Here is a 14,828-nt window from a genome sequence, read left to right on the forward strand (position 1 = left end):
GGTAATGCCTGGTGATAACATCTCTATGACTGTTACTCTAATCGCACCTATCGCGATGGATGAAGGTCTACGTTTTGCTATCCGTGAAGGTGGCCGTACAGTTGGTGCTGGTGTTGTTGCAACTATCATTGCTTAATAGCAATTAGTGCACCATTAAGTACTAAATAAAAAGGAAGCTTCGGCTTCCTTTTTTTATATCTCTACTTTTGAATCAGTAGTGGAGGAGCAAATAACTGCATATTAGGATTTAAGTTATTGATAAAATAGATGAATAATTAGAAGGTTGTTTATTTATCGATCAAAGCTTGCTTTCAAAAATGTGATCTGTATAATGCTCGTCACTGCCTAAGACAAAGTCTTGTAAGCGCTGTTGTGAACCAATAAGCATTGAGGAGAAACTTACTGCAGGCTATGCCGAGTATGTTTCATAATGAATACTCTGACTTATGTTCGCAGTCATTAAATTGGCTGACAATGCATCCGATAGGGATGCTACGTTCACATAAATCAATCGACATTCCTTCGTCTTTACGAACGTGAGTGGCGATATTGTTTGTGTAATTTTTATTTGGAGCTCTGTCTAATGCAGAACCAACGTATTCGTATCCGCCTAAAGGCGTTCGATCATCGTTTGATCGACCAGTCTACTGCGGAAATCGTTGAAACAGCTAAGCGTACTGGCGCACAGGTTAAGGGTCCAATCCCTCTTCCTACTCGCAAAGAGCGCTTCACTGTTCTTATTTCTCCACACGTTAATAAGGACGCACGTGACCAGTACGAAATTCGTACACACAAGCGCCTTATCGACATCGTTGAGCCTACAGACAAAACTGTTGATGCTCTGATGCGTCTAGATCTAGCTGCTGGCGTTGACGTACAGATCAGCCTAGGTTAAGGGGAGATAAGAGAATGATTGGTCTAATCGGTCGTAAAGTGGGCATGACCCGCATCTTTACCGAAGATGGCATTTCTATTCCAGTTACTGTTGTTGAAGTTGAAAACAACCGCGTTACTCAGGTTAAATCTGTAGAAACTGACGGTTACAACGCTATTCAAGTAACAGCTGGAACTAAGAAAGCTAGCCGCGTATCTAAGCCAGAAGCTGGTCACTTTGCGAAAGCAGGTGTAGAAGCTGGTCGCGGTCTTTGGGAATTCCGTCTAGAAAATAATGAAGAATTCGCAGTTGGCGCTGAGCTAAGTGTTGAAATCTTTAACGAAATTAAAAAAGTAGACGTTACTGGTACATCTAAAGGTAAGGGCTTCCAAGGTGCTATTAAGCGCTGGAACTTCCGTACTCAAGATATGACCCATGGTAACTCCTTGTCTCACCGCGCTCCGGGTTCAATTGGCCAATGTCAAACTCCAGGTCGTGTATTTAAAGGCAAGAAAATGGCTGGTCACATGGGTGCTGAGCGTGTAACGACTCAAAACCTAGAGATCGTACGTGTTGACGCTGAGCGCAATCTGCTTCTTATTAAAGGTGCAGTCCCTGGTGCTACAGGCGGTAACGTGATCGTTAAACCAGCTGTTAAAGCGTAACGTCGAGGAGTTAGTAATGGAATTGGTAGTCAAAGGCGCTAACGCGCTAACTGTCTCCGAAACTACTTTTGGGCGTGATTTCAATGAAGCGCTTGTACACCAAGTAGTTGTTGCGTTTGCAGCAGGTGCTCGTCAGGGTACACGTGCTCAGAAGACTCGTTCAGACGTTTCTGGTGGTGGCGCTAAGCCATGGCGCCAGAAAGGTACTGGTCGCGCTCGTGCAGGTACAATCCGCAGTCCGCTATGGCGTTCTGGTGGTGTTACTTTCGCTGCTCGTCCTCAGGATCACAGCCAAAAAGTAAACAAGAAAATGTACCGCGGTGCTATGAAGAGCATTCTTTCTGAGTTAGTTCGTCAAGAGCGTTTAATCGTTGTTGAAAACTTCACTCTAGAAGCACCAAAGACAAAAGCACTAGTTGCTAAGCTTAAAGAGCTTGAGCTAACTGATGCACTAATCGTAACTGGCGAACTAGATGAGAATCTATTCCTTGCAGCACGTAACCTATATAAAGTAGACGTACGTGATGCAGCGGCAATCGATCCAGTTAGCTTGATCGCTTTCGATAAAATTGTAATGACTGCAGCTGCAGTTAAAGCAATTGAGGAGATGCTAGCATGATCACTGAAGAGCGTATTTTAAAAGTTCTACGTGCTCCGCACATCTCTGAAAAAGCATCAATGGCTGCTGAAAACGCGAATACTATCGTGTTTAAAGTTGCTATTACTGCGACAAAGAGAGAGATTAAAGCAGCAGTTGAAAAACTGTTTGAGGTTGAAGTTAAGTCTGTAAATACTCTTATCACTAAGGGTAAGACCAAACGTCAAGGTATGCGCCAAGGCCGTCGTTCAGACGTGAAGAAAGCGTATGTTATCTTGAAAGAAGGTCAAGACATCGACTTCGCTGGTAGTGCAGAGTAAGGCTAGGAGCAAAGAAGAATGGCTATTGTAAAATGTAAGCCGACTTCCCCAGGTCGTCGCCACGTAGTAAAAGTGGTTAACTCTGACCTGCATAAGGGTAAGCCGTACGCACCACTACTAGAGAAAAACTCTAAGTCAGGTGGTCGTAACAATAACGGTCGTATCACAGTACGTCATATCGGTGGTGGTAACAAACAACACTACCGTCTAATTGACTTTAAACGTACTAAAGATGGCATCCCAGCGAAAGTTGAGCGTCTAGAATACGATCCAAACCGTAGCGCAAACATTGCTCTAGTTCTGTACGCAGACGGTGAGCGCCGCTACATTATCGCACCTAAAGGTATCCAAGCTGGTGATATGATCCAGTCTGGCGAAGATGCTGCTATCAAAGTTGGTAACACTTTACCAATGCGCAACATCCCAGTAGGTTCAACAGTACACTGTGTTGAACTTAAGCCTGGTAAAGGTGCACAGCTGGCTCGTTCAGCTGGTGCATACGCTCAGATCATTGCACGTGCAGGCACTTATGTGACTCTACGTCTACGTTCTGGTGAAATGCGTAAAGTTCTTGCTGACGGTCGTGCGACTCTAGGTGAAGTTGGTAACGCAGAACACATGCTACGTGAGCTAGGTAAAGCTGGTGCTTCACGCTGGCGCGGTGTTCGTCCAACTGTACGTGGTGTTGTAATGAACCCAGTGGATCACCCACACGGTGGTGGTGAAGGTCGTACATCAGGCGGTCGTCATCCAGTAACACCTTGGGGCGTTCCAACTAAGGGTTATAAGACTCGTAGCAACAAGCGCACCGACAAGTACATCGTACGTCGTCGTAATAAGTAATTATAAAGAGGATACGCCATGCCACGTTCTCTCAAGAAAGGTCCATTCATTGACCTACACTTGCTGAAGAAGGTAGAGAAAGCGTTGGAAAGCGGAGACAAAAAGCCTGTTAAGACTTGGTCCCGTCGCTCAATGATCATCCCTCAGATGATCGGTTTGACCATCGCTGTCCATAATGGTCGTCAGCACGTTCCTGTTTTCGTTTCTGAAGAAATGATCGGTCACAAGCTAGGCGAATTTGCACCAACACGTACTTACCGCGGTCATGCTGCGGATAAGAAAGCTAAAAAGCGCTAAGGAGTAGGTAATGGAAGCTATCGCTAAACATCGCTTTGCTCGCATCTCGCCGCAAAAAGCTCGTTTGGTTGCAGATCAACTGCGCGGTAAGCCAGTTGCTCAAGCTCTAGAAATTCTTAACTTCAGCAACAAAAAAGCTGCTGATTTAATCAAGAAAGTTCTAGAGTCAGCTATCGCTAACGCAGAACACAACGAAGGCGCAGACATTGATGATCTTAATGTTGCTAAAATCTTCGTTGACGAAGGTCCTACCATGAAGCGTATTATGCCTCGTGCTAAAGGCCGTGCCGATCGCATCTTGAAGCGTTCTAGCCACATCACTGTTGTTGTAGCAGACCGCTAAGAGACTAGGAGAGAAAGCAATGGGTCAGAAAGTACATCCTAATGGTATTCGTTTAGGCATCTGTAAGCCTTGGAATACCACTTGGTTTGCTAACAGCCAAGAATTCGCTGACAACCTAGACGGCGATTTCAAGGTACGCCAGTTCCTTACTAAGGAACTAGCAAAAGCATCTCTATCACGCATCGTTATCGAGCGTCCTGCTAAGAGCATCCGTGTGACTATTCACACTGCTCGTCCAGGCGTAGTAATCGGTAAGAAAGGCGAAGACGTAGAGAAACTACGTGCAGCAGTAGCGAAGATCGCGGGCGTTCCAGCTCAGATCAACATCGCTGAAGTACGTAAACCAGAACTAGATGGTCAACTAGTAGCAGACAGCATTTCGTCTCAGCTAGAGCGTCGTGTTATGTTCCGTCGCGCGATGAAGCGTGCAGTTCAAAACGCTATGCGTCTTGGCGCTAAAGGTATCAAAGTTGAAGTAAGCGGCCGTCTAGGCGGTGCTGAAATTGCACGTACTGAGTGGTACCGTGAAGGCCGTGTGCCTCTACACACTCTTCGTGCTGACATTGACTACGCAACTTCTTCGGCTCACACCCAATACGGTGTTATCGGCGTTAAAGTTTGGATCTTCAAAGGTGAAGTTCTAGGCGGCATGCCGGTTGAAGAGCCAAAGGCTGACAAGCCTAAGAAGCAGCGCAAAAGCCGTAAATAAGGAGTTTATTGATGCTGCAACCTAAACGCACTAAATTCCGCAAGGCCTTTAAAGGTCGTAACCGCGGTCTAGCGAACGGTACTGATGTAAGCTTTGGTCAATTTGGTCTTAAAGCTGTTGGTCGTGGTCGACTAACTGCTCGTCAGATCGAAGCTGCACGTCGTGCTATGACTCGTCATGTAAAACGTCAGGGCCAAATCTGGATTCGTGTATTCCCAGACAAACCAATCACATCTAAGCCTCTTGAAGTTCGTCAAGGTAAAGGTAAGGGTAGTGTGGAGTACTGGGTTGCACAGATTCAACCAGGTAAAGTTCTATACGAAATGGGTGGTGTTCCTGAAGCACTAGCTCGTGAAGCATTTAATCTTGCTGCACGTAAGCTACCAATCAAGACAACATTCGTAATTAAGGCGGTGATGTGATGAATGCACTAGATCTACGCGCTAAAAGCGTTGAAGAGCTTAATGCAGAGCTTGTGAATTTGCTACGTGAACAGTTTAACTTGCGCATGCAAGCTGCGACTGGTCAACTACAGCAGACTCATAATCTTAAAACTGTACGTCGTGATATCGCACGTGTTAAAACTGTACTGACTGAGAAGGCTGGCGCATAATGAGCGATCAAATCCGTACTCAGCTTGGTCGTGTAGTTAGCGACAAAGGCGATAAGTCTATTGTTGTTGCTATCGAGCGTAAAGTGAAGCACCCGATTTACGGTAAGTACATCACACGCACGACTAAGCTTCATGCACATGACGAAAACAACGAATGTGGCCTAGGCGACATGGTTGAAGTTCGTGAGTGCCGTCCAATGTCAAAGACTAAGTCTTGGGCACTGGTACGCGTAGTTGAAAAAGCACGTATCTAATTACTGACTTTTCAGCTATTTAAGTAAGCGGCCCTGAAAAACTTAGGGCCGTTCATTTTTTTATCTACCCATCGGTCGAAAATGGTGTTATTATTCGCCGCCTTTGAAGAAAAGGCATATCGACTCGATTTGGGTCTAGATGTTTTAAATTAGCGGAGCACTAACATGATCCAAATGCAAAGTATGCTTGATGCTGCGGATAACTCCGGCGCACGTAGCGTAATGTGTATTAAGGTTCTGGGTGGTTCTCACCGTCGCTATGCACATATCGGTGACATCATCAAGATTACTGTAAAGGAAGCAATTCCACGCGGTAAAGTTAAGAAAGGTGATGTACTGAAAGCGGTGGTTGTACGCACCCGTAAAGGCGTTCGTCGTCAAGATGGCTCTGTCATTCGCTTTGACCGTAATGCTTGCGTATTGTTGAACGACACTACTGAGCAACCTATCGGTACCCGTATCTTTGGCCCTGTGACTCGTGAACTTCGTAATACGAAATTCATGAAGATTGTATCACTAGCGCCAGAAGTACTTTAAGGAGCGACTATAATGGCAGCTAAAATCCGTCGTAACGACGAAGTTATCATTCTTGCTGGTAAAGATAAAGGCAAGACTGGTAAGGTAACTAAGGTTCTAGCAACCGGTAAAGTTATCGTTGAAGGTATTAACATGGTTAAGAAACACCAGAAGCCGGTTCCGGCAATGGGTGTTCAAGGCGGTATCGTTGAGCAGGAAGCTGCGATCGATGCGTCTAATGTTGCTATCGTTAACGGTCAAGGTAAAGCGGACCGTGTAGGCTTCCGATTTGAAGACGACAAAAAAGTTCGTTTCTTTAAATCGACTGGCGAAACTATCAAGTAAGTTTGGAGTAGTACTATGGCGAAACTGCATGATTACTACAAAGAGACTGTTGTAAAAGACCTTGCTGGCAAGTTCGAATACAAGAGTATCATGCAAGTCCCAAGGATCGAAAAGATCACACTTAACATGGGTGTGGGCGAAGCTATCAACGACAAGAAGCTGCTAGAAAACGCTGCTGCTGACATGACTGCAATTGCAGGTCAGAAGCCGCTAATCACAGTAGCACGCAAGTCAGTTGCAGGCTTTAAGATCCGTGAGGGCTACCCTATTGGCTGTAAAGTAACCTTACGTGGCGAGCGTATGTGGGACTTTTTCGAGCGTCTAATTTCAATTGCTGTACCTCGTATTCGAGATTTCCGTGGTTTAAACCCGAAATCATTCGATGGTCGTGGTAACTACAGCATGGGCGTTCGTGAGCAGATCATCTTCCCAGAAATCGATTTCGATAAAGTGGATCGTGTACGTGGTTTAGACATCACAATCACAACTTCTGCTAAATCTGATGAAGAAGCTCTAGCTCTACTGTCTGCTTTTAACTTCCCATTCCGTAAGTAAAAGTAAGGGTTACTAATGGCTAAAGAATCAATGAAGGCACGTGAAGCTAAACGTGCCAAGCTAGTAGCTAAGTTCGCTGAAAAGCGTGCAGCGCTAAAAGCTCTAATTAGCGACGTGAATGCGTCTGAAGAAGATCGCTGGAATGCAGTGCTTAAACTTCAGTCACTACCACGTGATTCTGCGAAGTCTCGTCAGCGTAATCGCTGTAACCAGACTGGACGTCCACACGGCTACCTACGTAAGTTCGGTCTTAGCCGTATCAAGGTTCGTGAAGCTTGCATGAAAGGCGAGATTCCGGGTCTACGTAAAGCAAGCTGGTAATACCAGTAAGCAATTCAGAATCACGGAGTATTAACTTATGAGCATGCAAGATCCGATTTCGGATATGCTGACCCGTCTTCGTAACGGTCAGGCAGCGAAAAAAGTTGCTGTTAAAATGCCATCTTCTAAGCTTAAAGTTGCAATTGCAGCATTATTACAAGAAGAAGGTTTCGTGGCTGACTACACTGTAACAGGTGATGTTAAGCCAGAGCTAGAAGTTACACTTAAGTACTTCGAAGCTAACCCAGTTATTGAGCAAATCCAACGTGTATCACGTCCTGGTCTACGCATCTACAAGAAAAAAGGTGCGCTACCATCAGTGATGGGTGGCCTTGGTATTGCTGTTATTTCCACTTCCAAGGGTCTTATGACCGACCGCGCTGCACGCAAAGCGGGTCTTGGCGGTGAGATTATCTGCTACGTAGCATAATAGGAGTAGAACATGTCTCGTGTTGCAAAAGCACCAGTAGTTTTCCCTGCCGGCGTAGAAGTTAATCTTAACGGTCAGGAAATTACTGTTAAAGGTTCAAAAGGCGAATTAGTTCGTGTTATGAACCCAGCAGTAGTTCTAACTTTGGAAGAGAACAAAGTTACTTTCGGTCCTCGTGAAGGGTTCGATAAAGCTTGGGCACAAGCAGGTACTGCTCGTGCACTAGTTAACAACATGGTTGTTGGTGTTACCGAAGGCTTCACTAAGAAGCTGACTCTTAAGGGTGTAGGTTACCGTGCTGCTATCAAAGGCAACGCTGTAGGCTTAACTCTAGGTTTCTCTCATCCAGTTGAGCACGAACTTCCAGCAGGTATCAAAGCTGAATGTCCATCACAAACTGAAATCGTACTTACAGGTACTGATAAGCAGTTGGTTGGTCAGGTAGCTGCTGATATTCGCGCTTACCGCAGCCCTGAGCCTTACAAAGGCAAAGGTGTTCGTTACGCCGACGAAGTTGTGCGTACTAAAGAAGCTAAGAAGAAGTAAGGTAACACTATGGATAAGAAAGCATCTCGTATCCGTCGTGCGACCCGAGCACGTCGTAAGATTGCTGAACTGGGCGCAACTCGCCTAGTTGTACACCGTACTCCACGTCACGTGTACGCTCAGGTAATCGCACCGAACGGCTCTGAGGTTATCGCAGCCGCTTCTACTTTAGAAAAAGCGATCCGTGAGCAAGTTAAGAGTACCGGAAACAAAGACGCTGCTGCAGTTGTAGGTAAAACTATTGCTGAGCGCGCGATTGAAAAAGGCATCTCTAACGTTGCATTTGATCGCTCTGGTTTCCAATACCACGGCCGTATCGCGACACTAGCAGAAGCTGCTCGTGAAGCTGGTCTGAAATTCTAAGGTAGGCGGAAGATGGCTAACGAAAAGACACAATCAGATTTGAATGAAAAGCTGATCGCTGTTAACCGTGTTTCAAAAACGGTTAAAGGTGGTCGTATTTTCAGCTTTACTGCACTAACAGTAGTTGGTGACGGTAACGGTCGCATCGGTTTCGGTTACGGCAAAGCACGTGAAGTGCCTGCTGCAATCCAGAAAGCGATGGAAAAAGCACGTCGTAACATGGTTACGATCGCAATCAACGAAGGTACTCTTCACCACGCTGTTAAAGGCCGTCACACTGGTTCTCAAGTGTACATGCAGCCTGCATCAGAAGGTACTGGTATCATCGCCGGTGGCGCTATGCGTGCAGTGCTAGAAGTTGCGGGTATCCGTAACGTACTAGCAAAAACATATGGTTCTACTAATCCAATTAACGTTGTTCGCGCAACAATTTTGGGTCTAAGTGGAATGAACTCTCCAGAAATGATCGCTGCAAAACGTGGTCTTTCTGTTAAAGAAATTCTGGAGTAATCGACATGGCTAAGACTATTAAAGTAACCCAAACAAAGAGCTCTATCGGTCGTTTACCGAAGCATAAAGCTACTTTGCGCGGCCTAGGCCTTCGTCGCATCAACCACACTGTTGAACTTGAAGATACTGCTTGCGTACGCGGCATGATCAATAAAGTTTACTACATGGTTAAAGTTGAGGAGTAATCACTATGCGTTTGAATACTCTATCACCGGCTGCTGGTTCTAAGCCTTCTGCGAAGCGCGTAGGCCGTGGTATCGGTTCAGGTCTAGGTAAAACTTGTGGCCGTGGTGTTAAAGGTCAGAAATCACGTTCAGGTGGTTCTGTTCGCCCAGGTTTTGAAGGCGGTCAAATGCCTTTGAAACAGCGTCTACCAAAGTTCGGTTTTACGTCTCGTAAGAGCCTAGTAACAGCTGAAGTTCGTCTAGCAGAGCTAGCGAAAGTTGAAGGTGATGTTGTAAGCCTTGAAACACTAAAAGCTGCGAATGTTATCACTAAGGACATTAAGTTCGTGAAAGTTGTACTTTCTGGTGATATCGCTCGTTCAGTAACAGTGAAAGGCCTACGCGTTACTAAAGGCGCTTTAGCTGCTATCGAAGCTGCTGGCGGTAAAATCGAGGAATAATTAACTCGAGGATGAGGTACAGATGGCTAAACAACCAGGACAAGATTTTCGTAGTGGACAAGGTGGCCTAGCAGAGCTTAAGTCACGCCTTCTCTTTGTATTAGGTGCGATATTAATATTCCGAGCTGGATCCTTTGTGCCTATTCCTGGTATTGACGCTACTGTACTTGCCAGTCTGTTCGAGCAGCAAAAGGGTACCATCATTGAGATGTTTAACATGTTCTCTGGTGGTGCACTCTCGCGTGCTTCTATTTTAGCTCTGGGCATAATGCCGTATATTTCTGCGTCTATTATTGTCCAGTTGCTAACAGTAGTTCATCCAGCTTTGGCTGAGTTGAAGAAAGAAGGTGAAGCTGGCCGTCGTAAGATTAGTCAGTACACCCGATACGGTACGCTTGTATTGGCAACCTTCCAAGCAATTGGTATTGCAACGGGGTTACCAAGTATGATTCCAGGCCTGGTACATAATCCAGGTCCTAGTTTCTATTTTGTTGCCGTGGTTAGTTTGGTTACTGGTACCATGTTTTTAATGTGGTTAGGTGAGCAAGTTACCGAGCGTGGCATTGGTAATGGTATATCTGTGATTATTTTCACTGGTATCGTTGCCGGTTTGCCGCCAGCTATTGGACAGACCGTAGAGCAAGCGCGTCAAGGTGAATTGCACGTACTTCTTCTACTGTTAATTGCGGTTATATCTTTTGCTGTGATTTACTTTGTAGTGTTCATGGAACGTGGTCAACGTCGTATCGTCGTTAACTACGCCAAGCGTCAACAAGGCCGTCGTGTCTTCGCTGCGCAGAGCACACACTTGCCGTTGAAAATCAACATGGCAGGTGTAATCCCAGCAATTTTCGCATCGAGTATTATTCTGTTTCCAGGCACACTGGCTCAGTGGTTTGGACAAAGTGAAGGTCTTGGTTGGTTAAGTGATGTTTCACTTGCCCTTAGTCCAGGACAGCCTCTTTATGTAATGCTCTACGCTGCTGCAATTATTTTCTTCTGTTTCTTCTATACCGCGTTGGTGTTTAACCCTCGTGAGACAGCTGATAACTTGAAGAAGTCTGGAGCATTCATTCCTGGTATTCGCCCGGGTGAACAGACCGCAATGTACATTGATAAAGTAATGACTCGACTAACCCTTGCGGGTGCGTTGTATATCACCTTTATCTGTCTGATCCCCGAGTTCATGATGATTGCATGGAATGTACGCTTTTATTTTGGCGGTACTTCTCTACTAATCGTAGTTGTTGTTATCATGGATTTCATGGCTCAAGTTCAGACACATTTAATGTCTCAACAGTATGAGTCAGTTTTGAAAAAGGCTAATCTAAAAGGCTACGGCCGCTAAGTTTAGTTTTCCATATTTACGGAGTTTAGCAATGAAAGTTCGTGCTTCCGTTAAGAAAATCTGCCGTAACTGTAAAGTTATCAAGCGCAACGGTGTTGTGCGTGTAATTTGCAGTGAGCCAAAGCATAAACAACGCCAAGGCTAATTAGCAGAAATATTTCTTGCAAATTGAAGATAGGTTGGCTAAATTAGTCAACCATCTTTTGTTATGTGCAAAAGAATTGTGCCACCGCTGCGTATCCTAAACGGGCTCTGCAGCGGTTATTCTTGTAAAGTACTAGGAGTGAATAGTGGCCCGTATTGCAGGCATTAACATTCCTGATCAGAAACACGCTGTAATCGCATTGACTGCGATTTACGGCATCGGTAAGACTCGTTCTCAAGCTATTCTAGCTGAGACGGGTATTGCTGAAGATGTTAAGATCAGTGAACTAACTGAAGAACAGATCGATCTACTGCGTGATGGTGTAGCTAAGTACACTGTAGAAGGTGATCTTCGTCGTGAAATTTCCATGAACATCAAGCGTCTTATGGACCTTGGTTGTTACCGTGGTCTTCGTCACCGTCGCAGTCTACCTCTACGTGGACAGCGTACTAAAACCAACGCTCGTACCCGTAAGGGTCCGCGCAAGCCGATCAAAAAATAGTCGGATAAGGTAGAGTACAATGGCAAAACAACCAACTCGCGCTCGTAAGCGCGTACGCAAGCAAGTAGCCGATGGCGTTGCGCACATCCATGCTTCTTTCAACAACACAATCGTAACCATTACTGACCGTCAAGGTAATGCTCTTTCATGGGCAACTGCAGGTGGTTCAGGTTTCCGTGGTTCTCGTAAATCTACTCCGTTCGCTGCACAAGTTGCTGCTGAGCGTTGTGGTGAAATGGCCAAAGAATATGGCGTTAAGAACCTAGAAGTTATGGTTAAGGGCCCAGGTCCTGGTCGTGAGTCTACAATCCGCGCTCTAAACGCAGCGGGTTTCCGTATCACTAACATTGTTGATGCGACTCCGATCCCTCATAACGGTTGTCGTCCACCTAAGAAACGTCGCGTTTAACGTTTAGTTTCTAGGAATATTGGAGAAAGAAAATGGCAAGATATTTGGGTCCTAAGCTAAAGCTTAGCCGTCGCGAAGGCACTGACTTATTCCTTAAGTCTGGTGTACGTGCGATTGATACCAAGTGTAAGATTGATAACGCTCCGGGCCAACATGGTGCTCGTCGCGGTCGTCTATCTGATTACGGCGTTCAGCTTCGTGAGAAGCAGAAAGTTCGTCGTACATATGGCGTACTAGAAAAACAATTCCGTAACTACTACAAGACAGCTGCCCGCATCAAGGGTAACACAGGTGAAAACCTGCTTCAGCTTCTTGAAGGTCGTTTAGATAACGTAGTTTACCGCATGGGCTTTGGTGCAACTCGCGCTGAATCTCGTCAATTGGTAAGCCACAAAGCGATTCTAGTTAACGGTCAAGTCGTAAACGTTCCTTCTTTCAAGGTAGCGGCAAACGACGTTGTTAGCATTCGTGAGAAAGCTAAGAACCAAGCACGCATTAAAGCAGCTCTTGAAGTTGCTACACAGCGTGAACTACCGACTTGGGTCGAAGTAGATAGCAGTAAGTTGGAAGGTACGTTTAAGCGTCTTCCAGAACGTTCTGATTTGTCTGCCGACATCAACGAACACCTGATCGTCGAGCTTTACTCTAAGTAAGGCTACAGTTAAGAGAGGACACAATGCAGGGTTCTGTAACAGAATTTCTCAAGCCGCGTTTAGTTGACATTGAACAAGTTAGCTCTACGCACGCAAAAGTAACTCTAGAGCCGTTGGAGCGTGGTTTCGGCCACACTCTAGGAAACGCTCTTCGTCGTATTTTATTATCTTCAATGCCAGGTTGTGCTGTAACTGAAGTGGAAATCGACGGTGTGTTACATGAGTACAGCACCAAAGAAGGCGTTCAGGAGGATATCCTTGAAATTCTTCTTAACCTTAAAGGTCTAGCCGTTAAGGTTGAGGGTAAGGATGAAGTTATTCTTACTCTGAACAAATCTGGTGCAGGCCCTGTTGTTGCAGGTGACATCACCCATGATGGTGATGTTGAGATTGCGAACCCAGAACACGTAATCTGCCATCTAACTGATGACAATGCTGAATTAAGCATGCGCATCAAGGTAGAACGTGGTCGCGGCTACGTACCAGCATCAGCTCGTATTCACACTGAAGAAGATGAGCGTCCAATTGGTCGTTTGTTAGTAGATGCTACTTTCAGCCCAGTGGACCGTATCGCTTACGCAGTAGAGGCAGCACGTGTAGAACAACGTACTGACCTAGACAAGCTAGTAATCGATATGGAGACTAACGGTACACTTGATCCTGAGGAAGCTATCCGCCGTGCAGCAACAATTCTTGCTGAACAACTGGATGCATTTGTAGATCTTCGCGATGTACGAGTTCCTGAAGAGAAAGAAGAGAAGCCGGAGTTCGATCCGATCCTACTGCGTCCTGTAGACGATCTTGAACTAACTGTTCGCTCTGCTAACTGTCTGAAAGCAGAAGCGATCCATTACATCGGTGATCTTGTTCAGCGTACTGAGGTTGAGCTTCTTAAAACGCCAAACCTTGGTAAGAAGTCTTTGACAGAAATCAAAGATGTGTTGGCTTCACGTGGTCTATCTCTAGGTATGCGCCTAGAAAACTGGCCACCTGCATCAATCGCTGAAGATTAATAGTTTACTGATATCTAGTTAGAAGGATTAGGTCATGCGCCATCGTAAGAGTGGTCGTCAACTCAACCGCAACAGCAGTCATCGTAAAGCGATGTTCAGCAACATGGCTAGCTCTCTGGTACGTCACGAATTAATTAAGACTACCTTGCCTAAAGCAAAAGAGCTACGTCGCGTAATTGAGCCTTTGATTACCCTAGCTAAGACCGACAGTGTTGCTAACCGTCGTCTTGCATTCGCTCGTACTCGTGATAACGAAGTTGTTGCGAAATTATTTAACGAACTAGGTCCACGCTTCGCAGCGCGTCCTGGTGGTTACACTCGTATCATGAAGTGCGGTTTCCGTACTGGTGATAAAGCTCCTATGGCTTACATCGAGTTATTAGACCGTCCTGCAAAGGAAGAAGCTGCTGCTGAATAAGCACTAGCCGTTAAATAAGAAGAAAGCCGAGTCTTTAGACTCGGCTTTTTTTTTGTTTTTTATTGACTTTATTTCTGGTTATAGTTTTCATTTCTACTTCTACTTCTACTTCTACTTCTACTTCTACTTCTACTTCTACTTCTACTTCTACTTCTACTTCTACTTCTACTTCTACTTCTACTTCTACTTCTACTTCTACTTCTACTTCTACTTCTACTTCTTTATAGTTACCGCTTTCATTGGCTCGATAGCATTATGGTTATTTTTATTGAATAACAGTCCAATAATCATTATTTATTGATACTTTATGATCGTCTATAACTCTTAAATAATCCCAAGCCGGCTATAAAAATAACAATTAGTAGTGATTATGCTTTTAATGTGAGCAAACGATTTTATTTGTTTAAATTATGCTTGTCAGCATCAGAAAACTCCCTATAATGCGACCTCACTGACACGGACAACGGCGCAAGCGGTTACCGAAAGTCAGTATTGTTCTTTAACAATTTGACCATGCAATCTGTGTGGGCACTCACTGAATAGTTAAGTCGAAAGATTTATCAATAAACTGAGTGACCAAAACAAAATAGCGCAAGTTATTTTGGCACAGTTA

At 45.1% G+C, this 14,828-nt stretch carries 29 protein-coding genes; all 29 read left to right on the forward strand.

The annotated features are described in order from the left end of the window. Positions 1-136, forward strand: a 136-nt coding sequence (locus C0W29_RS21000; protein WP_459562003.1) for an EF-Tu C-terminal domain-related protein, incomplete at its 5' end; no start/stop codon positions are given. Between the two features lie 447 nt (positions 137-583). Then, positions 584-895: a 30S ribosomal protein S10 gene (gene rpsJ, locus C0W29_RS21005; RefSeq protein ID WP_002541412.1), complete on the forward strand. Its 312-nt coding sequence runs from the start codon at positions 584-586 to the stop codon at positions 893-895. Between the two features lie 14 nt (positions 896-909). Further along, positions 910-1,539, forward strand: a complete 630-nt coding sequence (rplC, locus tag C0W29_RS21010; RefSeq protein ID WP_036789584.1) for a 50S ribosomal protein L3 — start codon at positions 910-912, stop codon at positions 1,537-1,539. Between the two features lie 16 nt (positions 1,540-1,555). Then, entirely contained in the window at positions 1,556-2,158 is a 603-nt protein-coding gene (gene rplD / locus C0W29_RS21015) for a 50S ribosomal protein L4 (protein WP_036789587.1), read from the forward strand. Continuing rightward, positions 2,155-2,457 carry a 50S ribosomal protein L23 gene (rplW, locus tag C0W29_RS21020; RefSeq protein WP_036789589.1) on the forward strand — a complete coding sequence of 101 codons (303 nt, stop codon included), beginning with the start codon at positions 2,155-2,157 and terminating at the stop codon, positions 2,455-2,457. Before rplD ends, rplW begins: the two co-directional genes overlap by 4 nt. An 18-nt stretch (positions 2,458-2,475) precedes the next feature. After that, positions 2,476-3,300 (forward strand): 50S ribosomal protein L2, encoded by an 825-nt coding sequence (gene rplB, locus C0W29_RS21025; protein ID WP_036789591.1) that lies wholly within the window; start codon positions 2,476-2,478, stop codon positions 3,298-3,300. An 18-nt stretch (positions 3,301-3,318) separates the two neighbouring features. Beyond that, the gene (gene rpsS, locus C0W29_RS21030; RefSeq protein ID WP_005302795.1) at positions 3,319-3,597 is read left to right on the forward strand and encodes a 30S ribosomal protein S19; all 279 of its coding nucleotides are present in this window, start codon (positions 3,319-3,321) and stop codon (positions 3,595-3,597) included. Between the two features lie 10 nt (positions 3,598-3,607). Beyond that, the gene (gene rplV / locus C0W29_RS21035) at positions 3,608-3,940 is read left to right on the forward strand and encodes a 50S ribosomal protein L22 (protein WP_005302797.1); all 333 of its coding nucleotides are present in this window, start codon (positions 3,608-3,610) and stop codon (positions 3,938-3,940) included. A 19-nt stretch (positions 3,941-3,959) separates the two neighbouring features. Next, entirely contained in the window at positions 3,960-4,649 is a 690-nt protein-coding gene (gene rpsC / locus C0W29_RS21040) for a 30S ribosomal protein S3 (RefSeq protein ID WP_036789594.1), read from the forward strand. A gap of 11 nt (positions 4,650-4,660) precedes the next feature. Next, positions 4,661-5,071: a 50S ribosomal protein L16 gene (gene rplP / locus C0W29_RS21045; RefSeq protein WP_036789596.1), complete on the forward strand. Its 411-nt coding sequence runs from the start codon at positions 4,661-4,663 to the stop codon at positions 5,069-5,071. Continuing rightward, entirely contained in the window at positions 5,071-5,262 is a 192-nt protein-coding gene (gene rpmC, locus C0W29_RS21050) for a 50S ribosomal protein L29 (RefSeq protein ID WP_036789604.1), read from the forward strand. Before rplP ends, rpmC begins: the two co-directional genes overlap by 1 nt. After that, positions 5,262-5,516, forward strand: coding sequence for a 30S ribosomal protein S17 (gene rpsQ / locus C0W29_RS21055; RefSeq protein ID WP_036789606.1), 255 nt, complete (start codon positions 5,262-5,264; stop codon positions 5,514-5,516). The genes rpmC and rpsQ overlap by 1 nt, the downstream gene beginning before the upstream one ends. A gap of 165 nt (positions 5,517-5,681) precedes the next feature. Further along, positions 5,682-6,053, forward strand: coding sequence for a 50S ribosomal protein L14 (rplN, locus tag C0W29_RS21060; protein ID WP_036789609.1), 372 nt, complete (start codon positions 5,682-5,684; stop codon positions 6,051-6,053). A 12-nt stretch (positions 6,054-6,065) separates the two neighbouring features. Next, positions 6,066-6,377 (forward strand): 50S ribosomal protein L24, encoded by a 312-nt coding sequence (gene rplX / locus C0W29_RS21065; RefSeq protein ID WP_036789611.1) that lies wholly within the window; start codon positions 6,066-6,068, stop codon positions 6,375-6,377. 15 nt (positions 6,378-6,392) lie between these two features. Beyond that, positions 6,393-6,932, forward strand: coding sequence for a 50S ribosomal protein L5 (gene rplE / locus C0W29_RS21070; protein WP_036789621.1), 540 nt, complete (start codon positions 6,393-6,395; stop codon positions 6,930-6,932). 15 nt (positions 6,933-6,947) lie between these two features. Continuing rightward, entirely contained in the window at positions 6,948-7,253 is a 306-nt protein-coding gene (gene rpsN / locus C0W29_RS21075) for a 30S ribosomal protein S14 (RefSeq protein WP_005370985.1), read from the forward strand. A 37-nt stretch (positions 7,254-7,290) separates the two neighbouring features. Next, complete coding sequence (rpsH, locus tag C0W29_RS21080) at positions 7,291-7,683, forward strand: 30S ribosomal protein S8 (RefSeq protein ID WP_036789627.1); 393 nt, start codon at positions 7,291-7,293, stop codon at positions 7,681-7,683. A 12-nt stretch (positions 7,684-7,695) separates the two neighbouring features. Next, positions 7,696-8,229: a 50S ribosomal protein L6 gene (gene rplF / locus C0W29_RS21085; RefSeq protein WP_036789632.1), complete on the forward strand. Its 534-nt coding sequence runs from the start codon at positions 7,696-7,698 to the stop codon at positions 8,227-8,229. Positions 8,230-8,238: 9 nt separating this feature from the next. Beyond that, positions 8,239-8,592, forward strand: a complete 354-nt coding sequence (gene rplR, locus C0W29_RS21090; protein ID WP_036789636.1) for a 50S ribosomal protein L18 — start codon at positions 8,239-8,241, stop codon at positions 8,590-8,592. A gap of 12 nt (positions 8,593-8,604) precedes the next feature. Further along, a complete protein-coding gene (gene rpsE, locus C0W29_RS21095) occupies positions 8,605-9,102 on the forward strand; it encodes a 30S ribosomal protein S5 (protein ID WP_036789639.1) in 498 nt (165 codons plus the stop codon). Between the two features lie 5 nt (positions 9,103-9,107). Beyond that, complete coding sequence (gene rpmD, locus C0W29_RS21100) at positions 9,108-9,287, forward strand: 50S ribosomal protein L30 (RefSeq protein WP_005302823.1); 180 nt, start codon at positions 9,108-9,110, stop codon at positions 9,285-9,287. 5 nt (positions 9,288-9,292) lie between these two features. Continuing rightward, positions 9,293-9,727, forward strand: a complete 435-nt coding sequence (gene rplO / locus C0W29_RS21105) for a 50S ribosomal protein L15 (RefSeq protein ID WP_036789641.1) — start codon at positions 9,293-9,295, stop codon at positions 9,725-9,727. Positions 9,728-9,749: 22 nt separating this feature from the next. Beyond that, on the forward strand, positions 9,750-11,075 hold the full coding sequence (gene secY / locus C0W29_RS21110) for a preprotein translocase subunit SecY (RefSeq protein ID WP_036789644.1): 1,326 nt from the start codon (positions 9,750-9,752) through the stop codon (positions 11,073-11,075). A 31-nt stretch (positions 11,076-11,106) separates the two neighbouring features. After that, entirely contained in the window at positions 11,107-11,220 is a 114-nt protein-coding gene (rpmJ, locus tag C0W29_RS21115) for a 50S ribosomal protein L36 (protein WP_000868186.1), read from the forward strand. A 145-nt stretch (positions 11,221-11,365) separates the two neighbouring features. Then, positions 11,366-11,722, forward strand: coding sequence for a 30S ribosomal protein S13 (gene rpsM, locus C0W29_RS21120; RefSeq protein WP_005370966.1), 357 nt, complete (start codon positions 11,366-11,368; stop codon positions 11,720-11,722). 19 nt (positions 11,723-11,741) lie between these two features. Next, a complete protein-coding gene (gene rpsK, locus C0W29_RS21125; RefSeq protein WP_005370963.1) occupies positions 11,742-12,131 on the forward strand; it encodes a 30S ribosomal protein S11 in 390 nt (129 codons plus the stop codon). 32 nt (positions 12,132-12,163) lie between these two features. Further along, a complete protein-coding gene (gene rpsD / locus C0W29_RS21130) occupies positions 12,164-12,784 on the forward strand; it encodes a 30S ribosomal protein S4 (protein ID WP_036789645.1) in 621 nt (206 codons plus the stop codon). A 23-nt stretch (positions 12,785-12,807) separates the two neighbouring features. Further along, complete coding sequence (locus tag C0W29_RS21135) at positions 12,808-13,797, forward strand: DNA-directed RNA polymerase subunit alpha (protein ID WP_045044152.1); 990 nt, start codon at positions 12,808-12,810, stop codon at positions 13,795-13,797. A gap of 34 nt (positions 13,798-13,831) precedes the next feature. Continuing rightward, positions 13,832-14,215, forward strand: a complete 384-nt coding sequence (gene rplQ, locus C0W29_RS21140; RefSeq protein WP_005370955.1) for a 50S ribosomal protein L17 — start codon at positions 13,832-13,834, stop codon at positions 14,213-14,215. Positions 14,216-14,828 lie beyond the last annotated feature (613 nt).

It is taken from the genome of Photobacterium kishitanii (assembly GCF_003026355.1).
Taxonomy (GTDB): domain Bacteria; phylum Pseudomonadota; class Gammaproteobacteria; order Enterobacterales; family Vibrionaceae; genus Photobacterium; species Photobacterium kishitanii.